Raw genomic sequence first — 18,371 nt, forward strand, 5'->3', positions numbered from 1 at the left:
AAGCCCCTCATCCTGCCAAGCAGGTGAGGGGTTTTATTGATTTCTTCCTATTTTAATTATACTGCATTTTAAGCCCATCGTCAGGACTTTTAAAGGCTTATTTCTTTCGGCTGTACGGCGTTCCTTCCAAAGGAATGGCCGTTTGGAACTTACCGTTCCACCTATAGTAAGCGCCGGCAACAGCCGGTGCTGTCGGAATCGACGTGATTTCACCGACGCCGATGGCCCCGTAAGCGACATCGACGCCTTCCTTTTCAATGGCAATGGCTTCGACATCCGGCGCCTTGTCGGCCCGCATCAATCCCAAGGTGCCGTACTTGGCCGTAGGCTTACAATGATCGAGAGGATACTGTTCACTCAGGGCGTAGCCGCAGCCCATGATCGTCCCGCCTTCAATCTGTCCTTCTAAACTCTTGCGGTTGACGACGCGGCCCACGTCGTGGGCGGCGACCATTTTCCGAATCGTCCCGTCTTCATTCAGGATGCAGACGTGGGTTGCATAACCATAGGCAACGTGTGATACGGGATTGGCCACGTCAGCCCCCATCTTATCGGTTTTACCAAGATATTCGCCGATATATTCCCGACCGTTCAGAGCCTCCAAATCGCCGCCTGTAAAGCGAACCTGCGCCGTTGTCGGCGATTCCTGCTCAACCGTAACACCTTCCAAGTAATCACTGGGCCGGCTTGTCCCTTCGTAGGTCAGGCCGTTGACACGGAACAAGTCCCGCCGCAAATCCTTCGCAGCTCGCCGTGCGGCTTCCCCGGTCAGTGTCGTCTGACGGGACCCGGACGTCGTACCGGCATCGGGGGATGTAGCCGTATTTGGCATATGCCATTTAATGGCTTCAATGGGAAGGCCGGCTGCTTCGGACACGATCTGCACCAAAACGGTACCGACGCCTTGGCCGATACAGGAAGCCGACGAATAGACATGGACCCGGCCGTCACTGACGGCAAGACGGCAGCGGCCATAGTCGGGAAGGCCGACACCGACGCCGGAGTTCTTCAAGGCGCAGGCGATGCCCACATGAGGGCCGCTCTGATAGTAAACGTCTTTTACGGCTTCCAGCGTTTCGACAAGTCCCGTCGCAGGGTCGGCAATCTGCCCGTTGGGCAGGACTTCTCCCGGACGGATGGCGTTGCGGTATCGAATTTCCCAGGGATCGATGCCGGCCATTTCAGCCAGTTTATTTAAGTTTAATTCCGTTGCAAAAATAGTTTGGGTTACGCCGAACCCTCGGAAGGCCCCGGCCGGCGGATTATTGGTGTAAACGGCTGTTCCTTCGATATCGATGGTCTGATAATTATACGGGCCGGCGGCATGGGTACAGGCTCTTTGAAGAACCGGGCCGCCGAGGGAGGCATAGGCTCCGTTATCGGTGACAGCAACGAGTTTCATCGCCGTCAGTTTCCCATTTTCATCACAGGCCGTCGTCAAATCCATACTGAACTGATGGCGCTTCGGATGGATCAGAATGCTTTCCTGACGCGTCAGCTTCACTTTACAGATTCGTTTACTGACATAGGCAACGAGGGCCGCCAAATGCTGGACCGTCACGTCTTCTTTCCCACCAAAGCCGCCGCCGACAAAACAATTTTCCACGACTACTTTTTCTTCCGGAAGGCCCAACATCAATGCCGTTTCCCGCCGCGTGTCGTAAATCCCCTGATCCGACGAGTAAATGAAGACGCCGTCATCGAAGGGCATGGCGACGGCACATTCCGGTTCTAAGAAGGCGTGTTCCGTCCAAGGCGTTTCGAAATGATGGGTTACCTTATATTTCGACGCCGCAATGACGGCATCGGCGTCACCGCGAACTAAATGTTCATGAGCCAGTATATTCGTTCCTGCCGAAGGATGGACCAAAGGCGCTCCTTCCGCCAAAGCTTCGGCAGCACAAGTCAACGGCGGCAGTTCTTCATATTCGATGTCAACGAGCTTCTTCGCTTCTGCCAGTATCTCCGGCGTTTCAGCGGCCACCATAACGATGGCGTCGCCTAAATAATGAGTCGTCGTCCCGACGGGAATGAGCGTGTCCCAATCGACCTTTAAATGGCCGACCTTGACCGAACCGGGAATGTCCTCGGCCGTCAGCACGCAGACGATACCGGGCAGGGCCTTGGCCTTTTCCGTATGGATGGCCTTTACAATAGCCCTCGGATAGGCACTGCGAATGGCGCTGCCGTAACACATGCCAGGTAAATCGACGTCATCTAAGTCATCGGTATACTTCCCCGTACCCAGTACCTTGGTCCTGACGTTGATTCGCTGGCAATGATCGCCGACGCCGCGATACCCGCCGACGACGGGAATGGGCGTGTCGTTCCGCAGAATCTCCGCTGCCAGGGCAATGCCATCGATGATTTTCTTATAGCCCGTGCAGCGGCAAATATTGTTGCGGATAGCCGCCGTAATCTCCAGCCTGGTCGGCGTCGGGTTGACGTCGATGAGGGCCTTGCCGCACATGACCATGCCGGGAATACAAAAGCCGCATTGGACGGCACCGGCTTCACCAAAGGCATAGACGAAGACGTCTTTTTCTCGCGGTGACAGTCCTTCGACGGTCACGATGTGCTTACCCTCAAGGCGACCGGCTTTCTGCACACAGGCTTTGGTCGCCTTGCCGTCAATGATGACCGTGCAGGTCCCGCAGGCGCCTTCACTGCAGCCGTCCTTGACGGATTTCAGCCGCAGGTCACGGCGCAGAATATCGATTAATTTACGCTCCGGATCGACGGCCACTTCCTGGCCATTAATCCATAATTTACAAATCCTATCCATAACAGTTCCTCTTTCCGCCCATCCCGGACTTTCAGTGATACGTCTGTCATGGCTGCCATTTCGCCTGAAAAGCCTCAAGCGAGGGAAAATACCAGACAGGAAATGATACTTATAACTCTATAATCTAATGATGCGCTCATAGGGAACGACGCGCTTTCGGGGAAGCAGCCGGCCATATCCGCTCTGCCCTAAGAAGACATTGTCCTTGGCAATGAGTTGTCCCCGCAGGAATACTTTTGAAATCGTGCAGTCTGTCGTCATCCCCTCATACGGGGAGTAGCCGCAAGTCGTATGGAGATTGTCCTTGCGGATCGTCCGCTTCCGGGACGGATCGATGAGGACGATGTCGGCATCACTTCCCGGCAAGAGCGTTCCTTTCTTCGGGTAGAGACCAAAAATCTTGGCCGCATTAGTGCTGGTCACGCGAACGAATTGACCGAGCGAAAGACGACCTTTGACGACGCCTTCACTAAATAACAGGGGCATCCGTTCTTCTACACCGGATACACCGCCGGGGCAGCTTCTAAAATCAGCGGCATGGGCCTGTTTTTCTTCTACCGTAAAAGGGCAGTGATCCGTCGCAACGACCTGAACCGTCCCGTCCCGAAGGGCCTGCCACAAGGCATCGTTATCGACCTTTTTCCGTAACGGCGGAGCCATCATGTATTTAATGCCTTCCAAAGGCCCGCCCTCTGTAAATTTATCTTCTGTCAACAGTAAGTACTGCGGGCACGTTTCAGCATATACATTCCGCTGCCCTTCTTGCCGGCTAAGGCAAATGCGGTCCACACTTTCATGAGCCGACGTGTGAACGATGTAAACGGGGGCATCGCCACAAGCCCGGGCCGCGGATAAGACCGCACTGACTGCCAATGCTTCGGCCTCATTAGGGCGCGTCCGAGCTTGACCGATGGGGCTAAGTTCATCTGGAGACAAGGCCTGTCGCAGGTAATTTGTCATGCCATCGCTTTCGGCATGGACCGTGAGCAGTCCTCCATGGGATTTCATCACCGGCAAAATTCTCATTAAATCAGCGTCTCCCATGGGGTAACCGTACGTCGTATAGGCCTTAAAACTCGGAAAGCCTTCTTCAATCAGTTCGGACAACTCACGTAAGACCGCCTCATCGACATGTTGGAATACACCATGGAAACTATAGTCGACGGGACACGATTCCGCCAGCAATTTATACTGCTCAAAAGGATATCTCAGCGAACAGCCTTCAGGGCCAAAGGCCATGTGGTCGATGATAGTTGTCGTCCCGCCGCAGGCTGCAGCCACACCACCGCTGTAAAAGTCGTCACAGGCTCGATACTGAGGCGACTGCTGCAAATCCATGTGGGTGTGCGGATCGATACCACCGGGGCAGACATACATCCCATCCGCATCGATGACTTCTTCACTGCCACGATGAAGGCCTCCGCCGATAGACCAGATTTTTCCATCGCGCAGGGTGATATCCGCTTGAAAGTGTTCTTCGCCAAAGCAAACCGTTCCACCTTTGATGACATAATCCATGATGTTTCCTTCTTCCTTACTTCAGTAACAGATAATCGTAATCTTTAACGACAGCCTTCATGAACCCGCGAAGTCCTTCGGGGATGGTGTCTTCGTCCGAACGGAGCGTCGTCGTCACAATCCGCCCGTCGAGCCGGACCTTACAGAACCCGCTTTGTTTATCGATGACGGCAAAGCCTTGGTTTTCACTGTTCATGAAATCATCTTCATTGGCAAACAAGGTGAATTTATCCATGTACGGCGCCCCGCCCCAGGGACAGAAGGTCCGGCAGTTTCCGCATTCGTTGCACATAGCATCGACGTGGAGAATCTGCCGCTGCAAATGGCCCGGAACTTCAATGGCGACGTTGGCTCGATTGGGACAGACTTCGGTACAGACCTCACAGATGCTGTCACAGTGGAGACAACGTCCATCACAGCCGTCGGCCGGCGGCGACGCTAAAAATCCTCGTTTATTGTAAATGGCGTTTACATCCGGCAGCAGCAGCGTATCGACGCTGGCAAGTCGTCCTAAAATCTCTTCTGCCGCTCTTTTCCCGTCGGCAATGCATTCGACAACCGACGTCGTCTTGCCATGACGGCTATCACCGATGACAGTCAATCCGTCGATGTCACCGGCAGCCGATGTGCCGATTTTCCCCTTCACACCGCAAGCGGCTAAGACGTAATCAAAAGAGTCCAATTCATCGAGGGAAGAGATGCCATTGTCAGAGACGATACGCACCCCGAGTTTTTGAATCAAGGCCACGTCTTTATCGATCGCTTCCGCTGAAATCTGTTTTTTCTTTTCACAGAGGAAGGTCCGTACCATGCCGCCCGGTGCCGGATTGTTATCGAATACAGTGACCGTTATGCCTCCGCGGGCTAAGAAGTAAGCTGCAGACAGACCTGCCGGACCACCGCCGATGACGGCTGCCGTTTTACCGATCGGCACCGGAGCCGAAAGAGATTCCATGACGCCGTCAAAACCTTTTTCAGCAGCTATCAGCTTATTGCGCCGAATTTCGACAGCCTCTTCATAGAAGTTTCGCGTACAGCTGTTCATACACGTATGGTAACAGACCGTCCCGGTAATAAAAGGCAGGGGATTCTTTTCCATGATAATCTGAAGGGCTTCCACATATTTTCCCTCAGCTACTAAATCCATGTAAGCCGTAATATCCTGATGGATGGGACAGGTTTCGATACAGGGGGCCATGAAACAGTCCATCAACGGCAATTCTCGTCCGTTCTTTCGATGTTGGAATTTCGGATCCAAGCGGGCATAGTGGCTGTCGCCGGACGCCGCCTTCAATAAAGCATCGAGTTTACCGACGTTTACACCGTTAAATACCTGCCCCGACGTTTCCTCAAAGACTTGGGCTAACTGCACTAAGCGTTCATAGCCGCCGGGCTTCAACAGAGTCGTCGCTACCGTCACCGGCCAGATACCGGCCGCTACGATATCGCCGATATTGTGGACATCGGCGCCGCCGCTATAGGAAATTTGCAGATTTCCATCGAAGGCTTCACTCAGTTTCTTGGCTACATTCATGGCCAGGAAGAACAAGGGCTTGCCGGACATATACATTTCCGTTCCCGGAAGTTCATGCCGCGTAATGGAAACCGGAAAGGTATTGGTCAATTTTACGCCAAAAGTCCGTCCTTCAGCTGCGCCGACACCTTGAAGCCGCTTCAAAAGGGCAAGGGCATCGTCATACTGTAAATCGGCCTTAAAGTGGCTGTCATCGAAAACCATGTGATCATAACCTAAGGTATCCATGCAGTTTCGCACAAAGTCATACCCGAGGAGGGTCGGATTACATTTCACAAAGGTATGGACCTTCTTTTCCTTCAATAAGTAGCTGGCAATTCGTTCAATTTCATCTGGCGGACAACCGTGCATCGTCGATACGGTAATCGAATTGCAAATATCAGCGGGGATGGCTTCGACGTCTTCTCGACTCAGTTTCCGGAATCGATCTAAATGATGAAGCAGCCACGATTTACATTCATTGAAGATGGCCGTGTGAGACGCATCCTTCAGGTTTTCTATGAAGGAGTCAATTTTCGGCGTCTGTATGCCGGCTAAATCATAGCCGACGGACATATTGAACTGCATCCCGTCAAATCTTCCAAGTCCGTATTCAACGGCCATGACATGGACTAAGAACCAAGCTTTTACATACTCTTCAAAGGCCTTAGGAACGGTCAATTCCGTCGACCATTCGACGTTATAGCACTCATCATCGGCCTTGATACAGGGTTTAGGAACGGGCAAATCTTCGCCGTCGAGCTGCTGTACCGTCTTTAATTCAAAGAATCTGGCCCCGGCAGCATAAGCGGCAGCAATGTTCTGCGCCAACTGTGTATGAGGCCCGGCAGCCGGCCCGAAGGGCAGTTCCACGGGTCTATCAAAAATTTCATAGGATCGCTGAGTCCCTGCTTTATATTGATGGTGAACGCCAAAAATCGTACCGCTCGGCGCTTCCCGTAATATCCAATTCATTAAATTCCCGAAGGGAATTGATGTCATACGATCACTCACGATATATTCCTCCTTACAAATAGCCATTAATGCGCCCGGCCAAAACGGCGGCACCTTCACGAATCTTAGCCATTAATGCCGGTTCGTCGACAGCGGTCAGTTCTCGATCTTTCATGAGAACTTTGCCGTTGGCAATGGTCGTAACCACATTGCGCCCGGTCATGCCAAACAAGATATGGCCGTTGATGTTTTCTTCATTCATCGGCGTCGGTGCCGTATAATCAAGAACGATGACGTCAGCTGCAGCCCCTTCCTTCAAGACGCCTAAAGGGGCCTTAAAGTAGCGGTTGGCTATGACAGCATTATTTTCAAACAACATCTTCGGGACTTCCGCCCAGGCAGCCATCGCATCACAGAGATGATGTTTATGCAGGATATTGGCCACCTTATAGGACTCGATCATATCGTGGGTGTAGCCATCCGTTCCCAAGCCGGTCAGGATGCCGCGATGAACCATCTCCATCGTCGGCGGGCAGCCGCAGGCATTGCCCATGTTCGACTCAGGATTGTGAACGACCATCGTATCCGTTTCTTTGATGAGATCCATCTCGTGGCTATTGACGTAGATACAGTGACCGAGAAGAGTCTTCGGTCCAAGGATATTCCAATCATAGAGACGGTCGACGATGCGCTTGCCATGTTTCTTTAAGCAGTCATGCAGATCTTCAATTCCTTCAGCGACGTGGATGTGATAACCTACCCCGTCCGGTTTGTGTTCTGCCGCCAAGGCTAAGGTCTCATCGCTGAGCGTAAACTGCGCGTGCATGCCCATCATACCGGCCAGCATATCCGTCGTATCTTGCTGAGTGTGACGGATCCAGGCTTCATTTTCCAAGACCGCCTGCCGCGCCTTATCGAGACCGTCCCGGTCAGACACTTCATAGCACAGACAGGAACGAACCCCCATTTCTTGTGCAGCCTGTCCGATGGCAAACAGGCTGTCCTTGATTTCGCCGAAGCTGGCATGGTGGTCAAAAATCGTCGTCACGCCGTTCTTAATGCATTCCACGTACGTCGCCATAGCACTCAAGTACGTCAGGTCATTCGTCAAATGGCGGTCAATATTCCACCAAAGCCCGTCCAGGATATCTAAAAAGCCTTGCGGCGCATAACCCTCAATTTGAAGGCCTCGGGCCATAGCGCTGTAGATATGTTCATGCGTATTAATAAAGGCCGGCAGGATGACTCCGTCTTTGGCGTCGATAAACGAGGCTTCCGGAAAATGCTTGCGCAGATCTTCGGTCCGGCCTACACCACAAATTTTTGTCCCGTCTATGGCAACGGCACCATCAGGAACATATGGATTGTGCGTATCTCGCGTCACGACATGTCCATTTCCTACGATAATCATATAAACCCCTCCTTCGTCGTATAAAACACTGACGACGCTGTTATCAATTGTGTTTTTATCATATCGTCATTGTCGTTTATGAATCTACCTTAATACTACCGTCTTGTGATGTATCTGTCAAACTTTTTTGAGCCTAAAAAATTTTGTTGTTAATTTTATTATAGCCTGCCGTTAAGGATGATTTTTTGACATATATATTTTTTCCAATAATCGTTACTTTCTCCTAAAAATATGGTATAGTAACATTACCTAAAAAATATTTAGCAGAACAGCTAATAATCTGTTTTCTGTCATAGAGAGAGGTGTCTTTTATGTTAGACGATGCCGTCCTTAACTTTTTACGCCATTTAGCCAAAGGGCTGGCCGACCAGTTCGGACCAAACTGTGAAGTCGTCATCCACGACCTGAGTGACAATTACAAAGAAAATTCCATTGTAGCCATTGAAAACGGCCATGTTTCAAACCGAAAAGTCGGTGACGGGCCGTCTCTTGCCGTTCTAGACGCCCTGCGAAACGACCCGCAAAACGTCGAAGATCACGCCAGCTACCTTACCAAGACCAAAGACGGCCGCATCTTAAAATCGACGACCATCTACATTCGCAATGACGAGCAAAAAATCATCGGCGTCTTCTCGATCAACTACGATATTACCGAGCTGATTATGATTGAAAACGCCATAAAACCCTTGGTATCGGTCGACTCCAAAGAAAAGGCCAGCCCCATTCCGCAGAATGTCACCGACCTCCTCAACGATCTCATCGAAGAGTCGACGCGTCAGGTCGGCAAACCCGTTCCCCTCATGACCCGCGAAGACAAAATAAAGGCCATTAAGTTCTTAAATGACCGCGGCGCCTTACTCATCACCAAGGCCGGCGATAAGATTTCCAAACACTTCGGTATTTCAAAATACACCTTATATAGTTATATAGACAGCAGCAGCGAATCGTAAAAGAGGCCGTAAGGTCTCTTTTTTATTATGCCTAAAACCGATAGCCTTCTTTCTTCTCTTGCAAAAAAAGTGTAGCAACCAAATAGATTTTTAGGTTTATCCTATTGCAAATCCGCATACTCATGTTATACTTTAGGTATACAAAAACTTTTAGATTGTCTAAAATATTTTTTTCAGTTTATTTTAGGAGGTACGGATTATGAAAAAGGATATGAAATGGGCCATGAATCATTTGCCCAAATCAGATGATAAAAATCTCCCCATCATGAGCCTCAGTGAAATCGAAAAGGCCCGAGCTTTCCATCAGAGCTTCCCTCAGTACAGCGAAACACCGCTTACGCGCCTCGATCAGATGGCTCACTACTTAGGCTTGGGTTCGATTTTTGTCAAAGACGAATCGTATCGTTTCGGCCTCAACGCCTTTAAAGTCCTCGGCGGCTCCTACTCCATGGCCAAGTACATCGCCAAAGAAACGAATCGCCGAATTGAAGACATGCCTTACCAGGTGCTGACGTCTGATGAGCTTCGAAAGGATTTCGGACAGGCGACCTTCTTTACGGCAACCGACGGCAATCACGGCCGCGGCGTCGCCTGGGCGGCACAAAAGCTGGGACAAAAAGCGGTCGTTCACATGCCCAAGGGTACGACCCAAACCCGTTTGGAAAACATCAAAAAGCTGGGTGCTGACGTCGATATCTTAGAACTCAACTACGACGACTGTGTCCGTCAAGCCGCCAAGGAAGCCGCTGAAACGCCGCACGGCGTCATGGTTCAGGATACAGCCTGGGACGGCTACGAAGAAATCCCGTCGTGGATCATGCAGGGCTATGGGACAATGGCCATGGAAGCGGGCGAACAGTTGAAGAAAGCCGGCGTTGAAAGACCGACGCATATCTTCGTTCAAGCCGGGGTCGGCTCTCTGGCCGGCGCCATCGTCGGATATTTTGCCAATCTCTATAAAGACAATCCGCCGAAATTCATCGTCGTAGAAGCCTCGGCCGCAGACTGCCTGTATAAAGGTGCGGCAGCCGGTGACGGCAAGCCCCGCATCGTCGGCGGCGACCTCAACACCATCATGGCCGGCCTTGCCTGCGGAGAACCGAATACCATTTCCTGGGACATCCTCAAGAACCACGTCACGACATTTATTTCTGCCGATGATCCGGTCACGGTCCGCGGCATGCGCCTGCTGGCAGCCCCCTTAAAAGGAGACGCTCCTATCATTTCCGGCGAATCCGGTGCCGTCCCCTTTGGTGCCCTGGCCACCATCATGCTGTCTGATGAATGTAAAGAACTGCGCAGTCAATTAGGCCTCGATGAAAATTCCCAAGTGCTCGCTTTTTCAACAGAAGGCGATACCGATCCGGAACGCTATAAAAACATCGTTTGGCGAGGCTTAGACAAATAAAATACCTCACAAGAGAATCATTATATAAAAGGAGAGAATACCATGACTGTAAATTACGCTAAGATTAAAGAAGCAGCTCAAAATTACGAAAAGGATATGACCCGTTTCCTGCGGGACATCGTAAAATACCCCGGTGAAAGCTGTGACGAAAAAGCCCATATCGACCGCATTGCCGAAGAAATGAAAAAACTTGAATTCGACAAGGTTGAAATCGATCCCATGGGCAACGTCCTCGGCTATATGGGAACGGGCAAGACCCTTATCGGCTTCGACGCCCACATCGATACCGTCGGCATCGGCAATAAGGGCAACTGGAACTTCGATCCCTATGAAGGCTTTGAATCGGACACGGAAATCGGCGGCCGCGGCACATCGGACCAACTCGGCGGCATCGTATCGGCCGTTTACGGGGCCCGCATCATGAAAGACTTAGGCTTACTGTCCGATGCCTATACGGTTCTCGTTACCGGTACCGTTCAGGAAGAAGACTGCGACGGCCTCTGCTGGCAGTACATCATCAACGAAGACAAGGTTCGCCCGGACTTCGTCGTCTCGACGGAACCGACCGATGGCGGCATCTACCGCGGTCAGCGCGGACGCATGGAAATCCGCGTCGACGTCCAAGGCGTTTCCTGCCACGGTTCTGCACCGGAACGCGGTGACAACGCCATTTACAAGATGGCTGACATCATCCAGGATATCCGTGCCCTCAATGAAAATGACGCCGCTGACACGACGGAAATCAAGGGACTCGTAAAAATGCTCGACAATAAATATAACCCGGAATGGGAAGAAGCCAACTTCCTCGGCCGCGGCACCGTTACCTGCTCACAGATTTTCTACACCTCCCCCAGCCGCTGTGCCGTTGCCGACTCCTGCTCCATTTCCCTCGACCGCCGCATGACAGCCGGCGAAACGTGGGAAAGTTGTCTCGACGAAATCCGCGCCTTGCCGAGTGTTAAAAAGTACGGCAAAGACGTCAAAGTCAGCTTATACGACTACGCCCGCCCGAGCTATACCGGCCTGACATACCCCATTGAATGCTACTTCCCGACCTGGGTCATCCCCAAGGATCACAAAGTTACGACAGCCTTAGAAGAAGCCTATACGGGCCTCTTCGGAAATAGCCGCATCGGTTCGGCTGAAACGGAAAAAATGCGAAAAGCCCTGCCCCTTACGGATAAATGGACCTTCTCGACGAACGGTGTTTCCATCATGGGCCGTAACGGCATCCCCGTCATCGGTTTCGGTCCCGGCGCGGAAGCCCAGGCCCATGCTCCGAATGAAAAGACTTGGAAACAGGATTTAGTGACCTGCGCCGCCGTTTACGCTGCCTTACCATCCGTTTACACCAGCAAATAAGTTTAATTCACCTAAAAGGAGAGACACTCTGATGAAAACATTACAGGATTATATCGATAAATTAAAGGCCCTCAACTTCAAAGAAATGTATGAAAACGATTTTTTCCTCACCTGGGATAAGACCGACGACGAATTGGAAGCCATCTGGGTTTTAGCCGACGCGCTTCGTTTCATGCGGGAACATAACATTTCTACCAAACTCTTTGAAAGCGGTCTCGGCATTTCCATCTTCCGTGACAACTCGACGCGTACCCGCTTTTCCTTTGCCTCGGCCTGCAATCTCTTAGGACTCCAGGTTCAGGACCTCGATGAAAAGAAGAGCCAGATTGCCCACGGCGAAACAGTCCGCGAAACGGCTAACATGATTTCCTTCATGGCCGACGTCATTGGTATCCGCGACGACATGTATATCGGCAAAGGCCATGCTTACCAAAAAGAAGTCGTCGACGCTGTTACCCAGGGCTATAAAGACGGTATTCTCGAACAGAAACCGACCTTAGTCAACCTCCAATGCGACATCGACCATCCGACCCAATGTATGGCCGACGCAGCTCATATCATCCACGAAATGGGCGGCCTGGAAAACCTGAAAGGCAAAAAAATCGCCATGACCTGGGCCTACTCTCCGTCATACGGCAAACCCTTGTCCGTCCCTCAAGGCGTCATCGGCCTCATGACCCGTCTCGGCATGGACGTCGTCTTAGCCCATCCGGAAGGTTACGAAGTCATGCCCGACGTCGTCGACGTCGCCAAAAAGAATGCTCAGCAGTCTGGAGGATCCTTCCGCATCACCAACGACATGGCCGATGCCTTCAAAGACGCTGACGTCGTCTATCCCAAAAGCTGGGCTCCCTTTGCCGCCATGGAAAAGAGAACCAATCTCTACGCCGCCGGTGACCAGGCCGGTATCGATGCCTTAGAACAAGAGCTGCTGGCGCAAAATGCCCAGCATAAAGACTGGTGCTGTACGGAAGACATGATGAAGACGACAAAAGACGGCAAAGCCATGTACCTTCACTGCCTGCCGGCCGATATCAACGGCGTCAGCTGTGAAGACGGCGAAGTCGAAGCCTCCGTATTCGATCGTTACCGCGATTCCCTCTACAAAGAGGCCAGCTATAAACCCTATGTCATCGCCGCCATGATTATGCTGGCGAAATGTGAAGACCCGGCAACTACCTTAAAAGCATTAGAAGAAAAAGGTACTGTCCGTAAACTGAAATAAACCTGCAGCCGTGAAAGGGGCCGGTCCTCTGGGCCGGCCCCTCTTTTCATAAAAGGAGCATTATTATGACTCAAAAAAAGAAGCGCATCGTCATCGCCCTCGGAGGAAACGCCTTGGGCAACACTCTCCCCGAACAGATGATGGCCGTCAAAACGACGGCAAAAGCTATTGTCGATCTCATCCAAGAAGGTTGTGAAGTCATCGTTTCTCATGGAAACGGCCCGCAAGTAGGCATGATTAATCACGCCATGGCCGCTTTGAGCCGGGAAGATGCCAATCAGCCCAATACGCCCTTATCGGTCTGTGTCGCCATGAGCCAGGCCTACATCGGCTATGATTTGCAGAACGCATTACGTGAAGAAATGCACAATCGTGACATCTTCGATATCCCTGTCGCCACCATGGTTACCCAGGTCCGTGTCGATCCGGAAGACCCGGCCTTTAAGAGCCCGACCAAACCCATCGGCCATTTTATGACCAAGGAACAAGCCGAACACGCCGCCAAAGAATACGGCTACATCGTCAAAGAAGACGCCGGCCGCGGTTGGCGCCGTGTCGTCGCTTCCCCCCTTCCCCGTGAAATCATCGAAATCGGTGCCATTAAAACCCTCGTCGATTCAGGACAGCTGGTCATCGCCTGTGGCGGCGGCGGCATCCCCGTCATCCATCAGGGCAATCACTTGAGAGGCGCCAGCGCCGTCATCGACAAGGACTTTGTAAGTGAACTCTTGGCCGAAGACCTCCACGCCGACTACTTGATTATCCTGACAGCCGTCGAAAACGTCGCCATCCGCTTCGGGACACCGGAAGAACAGGCCTTGCACGATATCACGCCGGAAGAAGCCCGGACCTATATGGAACAAGGCCACTTCGCTCCCGGTTCGATGCTGCCCAAAGTCCAGGCAGCCGTCAAATTTGCCGAGTCCCGTCCGGGACGCACGGCCCTCATTACGTTACTGCAAAAGGCAAAAGAAGGCATCCTTGGAAAAACAGGTACCCGCATTCACCAGCCTTAAAGGAGGTGCACCATTGTGGAAAAGCTACCGATTTCAAACACCCGCAGCGCCTCACTCTTTGCCATGGACGGCATTCCCCATTTCTTTGAAGCCCTGCCCTTAGCCTTACAGCACGTCGTGGCCATGATTGTCGGCTGCGTCACACCGGCCATCATCGTCGCCGGTGCAGCCGGACTCTCCCAGCCTGACCGAGTCGTACTCATTCAGGCCTCCCTTATCGCAGCTGCCATCGGCACGATTCTTCAGCTCTATCCCCTGGGGAAACGCACGGGACTTCACTTCGGCGCCGGCCTTCCGGTCATCTTCGGCGTCAGCTTTGCCTACGTTCCGACCATGCAGTCTCTCGCCGGTGAATACGGAATCGCCGCCATCTTAGGTGCTGAAATTTTCGGCGGAATCTGCGCCATCCTGGTAGGGCTCAGCATCCATCGCATCCGGAAATTCTTTCCGCCCCTCGTTGCCGGGACCGTCATCTTTACTATCGGTCTCTCCCTCTATCCCATTGCCATAAACTATATGGCCGGCGGCGTCGGAACCCCGACCTACGGCAGCTGGCAGAACTGGGTCGTCGCCTTATTTACCCTAGTTGTTGTGATATTTTTCACTCATTTTGCCAGCGGTCTCCTGCGCCTGGCCTCCATCCTGGTCGGCATCGTAGCCGGATATCTACTGGCCTTGGCCATGGGCATGGTACAATTTGACAATGTCATGAACGCCGGGTATTTTGAAATGCCGCGGATACTGCACTTCGGATTAGAATTCGATCCTGCCGCCTGTATCGCCATTTCGATCCTATTCGTCATCAATTCCATCCAGGCCATCGGCGATTTTTCGGCCACTACATCAGGCGCCATGAACCGCCAACCCACGTCAGACGAACTCCACGGAGCCATCTTAGGCTTAGGAGCTACCAGCATCTTGGGATCCGTCCTGGGCTTTTTACCGACAGCCTCATTCAGCCAGAATGTCGGCATCGTCACGACGACAAAAGTCATCAACCGGGCCACCTTGGCGCTGGCAGCCATCATCATCCTCATCGCCGGCATCGTTCCCAAGTTTTCCGGCCTCTTGACGACGATTCCCTATGCCGTTCTCGGCGGAGCCACCATCCCGGTCTTTGCCTCCATTGCCATGACCGGCATCAAACTGGCCCTGTCTGACGGTGCTACACCGCGCAACATGGCTATCGTCGGACTGGCCGTCGCCATGGGCATGGGTCTTTCGGCAGCCCCGGAATCACTCTATCTCTTCCCGGCCTGGGTCACGACGATATTCGGCAAAGCCCCCGTCGTTTTGGCCTCTATGATTGCCATCAGCCTCAACCTCATCTTACCCAAAAGACACGGTTCTCCTAGTGAGTCGTCATCGGCAGCCGCATCTGACTGATGCCGTCCTTGACGTATTTTATGAATTTTTTGACAGCGGGAGCCGCCATATCCCGACTGGGAATGGCAATGCCGATGGTAATCGTATGGACCGGATCCATCGGTAAAATAGCCACCTTCCCCTGCCATTGAGCCGTCATAAGGCGATTATTCATGCTGACCCCCAAACCGGCTTCTACCATGCGGTACGTCGTGTAATTATCAATCGCCGTATAACGAACCTTGCAGGAAATATTCTCAGCTTTCAAGAGCAAGGCCGAATCCGTATCCTGTTGGGGCAGCGATTCAATAAAGGATTCATTCGCTAACTCCTTCAAGGGATAGGCTTTAGCCTTGGCCAAGGGATGATTTTCCGGCAGCCACATAACCATTTCATCTTCACACAAAGGAATCCAATCTCCCGAAAAAGGGCGCTTCGTCGTAATGCAACAGTCGAAGCGCCCTTCTTCGAGCCCTTCATACATCGACTTATTGGCACATTCTTCAATATGGACGTGAACGGAAGGATAGGTCTGTTGAAAGGCCTGAATGATTTGGGGGAGCCAGTTCGCAGCGACGCTGAAATAAGAACCGATATAAATGTCACCCGCCGTCAGACCGCGAAGCTGGGCACTGTATTGAAGTATCGTCTCTTCATCGCGAATGAGTTGCCGCAAGAACGGCAAGACAGCCGTCCCTTCACGTGTCAGATAGACGCCTTGGGCCGTTCTCCCTAAAAGAGGAAAGCCAATTTCCTTTTCAAGGGACGTAACGGCACGCATGACCCCGGACGGAGTATAACCCAGCCGTTCCGCTGCCGCAGAAAAACTACCGGCTCGGACGACTTGCAAGAGAAGTCTGCATTTTTCCGTATTCATAAAAATCACCTTTGCTTTTTTATCAATTCCTCATATATTATTTTGCTATTCTCTCCATGCTGATTATAGCGTATCATAAAAGTAAGAAAAAAGTAAGGAGGTTTTTGTATGAAACAGGGAACTGCTGAATTATTACTCCTCACAGTTATCGTCTCACGAAGCATTTCTTATCTATTATCAAAAATCGGCCTCCATGGGGTGCCTCCCTTAGAATTACTGGCTATCCGCTTTTTCCTGACTACCATCATTTTACTGATTATTTTTCATAAGCGGCTGCCAAATATCACACCGGCCCTTTTCAAGGCCGCCGGCTTGTTAGGAACGCTGCTCTTCGCTTGTATGGCCTGTGAACTGATCAGCTTAACGACAATTCCGTCTTCAACGGTTGCATTCTTGGAAAATACGTCTGTCGTCTGGGTCCTCCTGCTCATGGCCATCCTCAATCGCCAGTGGCCGGGAAAACAAGTATTGTTGGCAACGACACTGCTCTTTATCGGCATCGCCTGTCTCACTCTCCAAGGGGCGGCCCTCAGTCTGGAACCAGGTGAAATCATCTGCCTGACCGGGGCTCTCTTCTATACCGTATGGATCTGCCTGACAGCCCGCCTGGCTCGAGAGCATGATCCTTTATTGCTGGGAATCCTCCAGATGGGATTTCTCGCCGTTTACAGTACCACTGCCAGCCTGCTGTTTGAAGTGACCGTCATCCCCACCGATACGACAACGTGGTTGGCAATCATCACCTTAGTCCTCATCTGCTCCGTCTTCGGATTTACCTTCCAGCCCGTAGCTCAAAAATATACCAGTGCTGAAAAAGCCGGCTTATTTACGGCCTTGAATCCCTTAATCGCATCCGTTCTCGGTGCATTTTTCCTCAATGAAATGTTTACAACGACTCAATTAATCGGAGCCATCTTCATCATCACAGGAATCATCCTCGTTCAATTACCGAATAAAATTCTCTGTAAACTACATTCCTATCCAAACTAATACCCTTAAGTAAAAATCAACGAATTATGAAGGAGCTATACCCATGAAAAAATATATTGTCCTCTTAATGCTGGCGTTAGCCCTTCCCGTTTTGACGACGCCCCCTGCCTTTGCTGACCAGGCGACTGCCATACAGGAATCTTCCGTGTTTTCTGATTTATACGGCCTGCGCCGCACTCAGGAAATGACGGTAATCAGTCCCGATGACGCTGTCAGCCATTCCTTTTACGGCCTAAAAATCGGCGATAAAAAAAGTGACGTCATAAAGACGCTTCGTCCGGCCTTTACCCTTATGTACGAATTAAAAGCCATTGGGCCTGCTTATTTATTGAGTGATGTCGTCTATCCCGACTACTATCTGACTGTATCCTTTGATGACAAGGACCGGGTGTCCATGATCCTCTATCAGGAAAATAAGAAGTACCACATTAGACTGATAGTTTAAATTCCTAGGCGCTATTCCGTTTGATAGCCATCTCGTCGGATCATTAAATTTGTCTCCCATTTTTATCTCCTTTTTATTCGCTCTGCTTAATAATTACAACAGAGCATATATATGAAAAGAAGCACTGACGTCAGTCGGTGCTTCTTTTGCGTTGTTAAGATATATGGTTTTGAGAAGGGCCGTCTCGTCGTCTTCGACATCCATCGTAAGTGATGCTTCATAGGTAAGATTACTTCGGTCTGGTCGCCTCCAGCTTCCTGCTAAAGAGATGCCGCATAGTTCCGGCATCGGCCTTCTAGTCGTCTTGCGACATCCATCCGGTCACATCGCCACACCAACGGCAGTCCGGTCGTCTTCGACATCCGTCAAAAAAAGCTGCTTCGAGACTCCCCCACCCACTCCGAAGTCAAGCTTCGGAGTAAGTGATTCAGTCTGTTTTATGCGTCGCTTTTCCGGAATTATCTGATTCCAGATTCCCTTACCCACTCCGAAGTTTCACTTCGGAGTAAGCGACTCACGAAGGTTTATGCGTCCCTTCGGTCCTTTAAACCA

The 18,371-nt window shown here is 51.5% G+C and carries 13 protein-coding genes; 8 read left to right on the forward strand and 5 right to left on the reverse strand.

The window, feature by feature from the left end:
- Positions 1–97: 97 nt before the first annotated feature.
- From xdh to ssnA, 4 genes are all read right to left on the reverse strand, one after another.
- Entirely contained in the window at positions 98–2,785 is a 2,688-nt protein-coding gene (xdh, locus tag TX77_RS01050; RefSeq protein WP_044502964.1) for a selenium-dependent xanthine dehydrogenase, read from the reverse strand.
- A gap of 117 nt (positions 2,786–2,902) precedes the next feature.
- A complete protein-coding gene (gene hydA / locus TX77_RS01055) occupies positions 2,903–4,303 on the reverse strand; it encodes a dihydropyrimidinase (protein WP_044502965.1) in 1,401 nt (466 codons plus the stop codon).
- 16 nt (positions 4,304–4,319) lie between these two features.
- Positions 4,320–6,830 (reverse strand): putative selenate reductase subunit YgfK, encoded by a 2,511-nt coding sequence (gene ygfK, locus TX77_RS01060; RefSeq protein WP_044502966.1) that lies wholly within the window; start codon positions 6,828–6,830, stop codon positions 4,320–4,322.
- Between the two features lie 13 nt (positions 6,831–6,843).
- Positions 6,844–8,181, reverse strand: a complete 1,338-nt coding sequence (gene ssnA, locus TX77_RS01065) for a putative aminohydrolase SsnA (RefSeq protein ID WP_044502967.1) — start codon at positions 8,179–8,181, stop codon at positions 6,844–6,846.
- 311 nt (positions 8,182–8,492) lie between these two features.
- Between ssnA and TX77_RS01070 the strand changes: the two genes are divergently transcribed.
- From TX77_RS01070 to TX77_RS01095, 6 genes are all read left to right on the forward strand, one after another.
- The gene (locus tag TX77_RS01070; RefSeq protein ID WP_044502968.1) at positions 8,493–9,131 is read left to right on the forward strand and encodes a helix-turn-helix transcriptional regulator; all 639 of its coding nucleotides are present in this window, start codon (positions 8,493–8,495) and stop codon (positions 9,129–9,131) included.
- Between the two features lie 199 nt (positions 9,132–9,330).
- Positions 9,331–10,539 carry a diaminopropionate ammonia-lyase gene (gene dpaL, locus TX77_RS01075; protein ID WP_044502969.1) on the forward strand — a complete coding sequence of 403 codons (1,209 nt, stop codon included), beginning with the start codon at positions 9,331–9,333 and terminating at the stop codon, positions 10,537–10,539.
- A 42-nt stretch (positions 10,540–10,581) separates the two neighbouring features.
- Positions 10,582–11,901, forward strand: coding sequence for a YgeY family selenium metabolism-linked hydrolase (locus TX77_RS01080; protein ID WP_044502970.1), 1,320 nt, complete (start codon positions 10,582–10,584; stop codon positions 11,899–11,901).
- 31 nt (positions 11,902–11,932) lie between these two features.
- Entirely contained in the window at positions 11,933–13,126 is a 1,194-nt protein-coding gene (gene ygeW / locus TX77_RS01085; RefSeq protein ID WP_044502971.1) for a knotted carbamoyltransferase YgeW, read from the forward strand.
- A 65-nt stretch (positions 13,127–13,191) separates the two neighbouring features.
- The gene (arcC, locus tag TX77_RS01090) at positions 13,192–14,142 is read left to right on the forward strand and encodes a carbamate kinase (protein WP_044502972.1); all 951 of its coding nucleotides are present in this window, start codon (positions 13,192–13,194) and stop codon (positions 14,140–14,142) included.
- Positions 14,143–14,157: 15 nt separating this feature from the next.
- Positions 14,158–15,528, forward strand: a complete 1,371-nt coding sequence (locus tag TX77_RS01095) for a uracil-xanthine permease family protein (protein WP_230197985.1) — start codon at positions 14,158–14,160, stop codon at positions 15,526–15,528.
- Here the strand turns inward: TX77_RS01095 and TX77_RS01100 are convergent.
- On the reverse strand, positions 15,494–16,384 hold the full coding sequence (locus TX77_RS01100; RefSeq protein ID WP_044502973.1) for a LysR family transcriptional regulator: 891 nt from the start codon (positions 16,382–16,384) through the stop codon (positions 15,494–15,496). The genes TX77_RS01095 and TX77_RS01100 overlap by 35 nt on opposite strands.
- 108 nt (positions 16,385–16,492) lie before the next feature.
- On the opposite strand from TX77_RS01100, the gene TX77_RS01105 reads away from it, so the two are divergent.
- Entirely contained in the window at positions 16,493–17,374 is an 882-nt protein-coding gene (locus tag TX77_RS01105; protein ID WP_044502974.1) for a DMT family transporter, read from the forward strand.
- A 43-nt stretch (positions 17,375–17,417) separates the two neighbouring features.
- Positions 17,418–17,819, forward strand: a complete 402-nt coding sequence (locus TX77_RS01110; RefSeq protein ID WP_044502975.1) for a hypothetical protein — start codon at positions 17,418–17,420, stop codon at positions 17,817–17,819.
- The last annotated feature ends 552 nt before the right edge of the window (positions 17,820–18,371 follow it).

This window comes from Megasphaera massiliensis, from assembly GCF_000455225.1.
GTDB lineage: Bacteria > Bacillota > Negativicutes > Veillonellales > Megasphaeraceae > Megasphaera > Megasphaera massiliensis.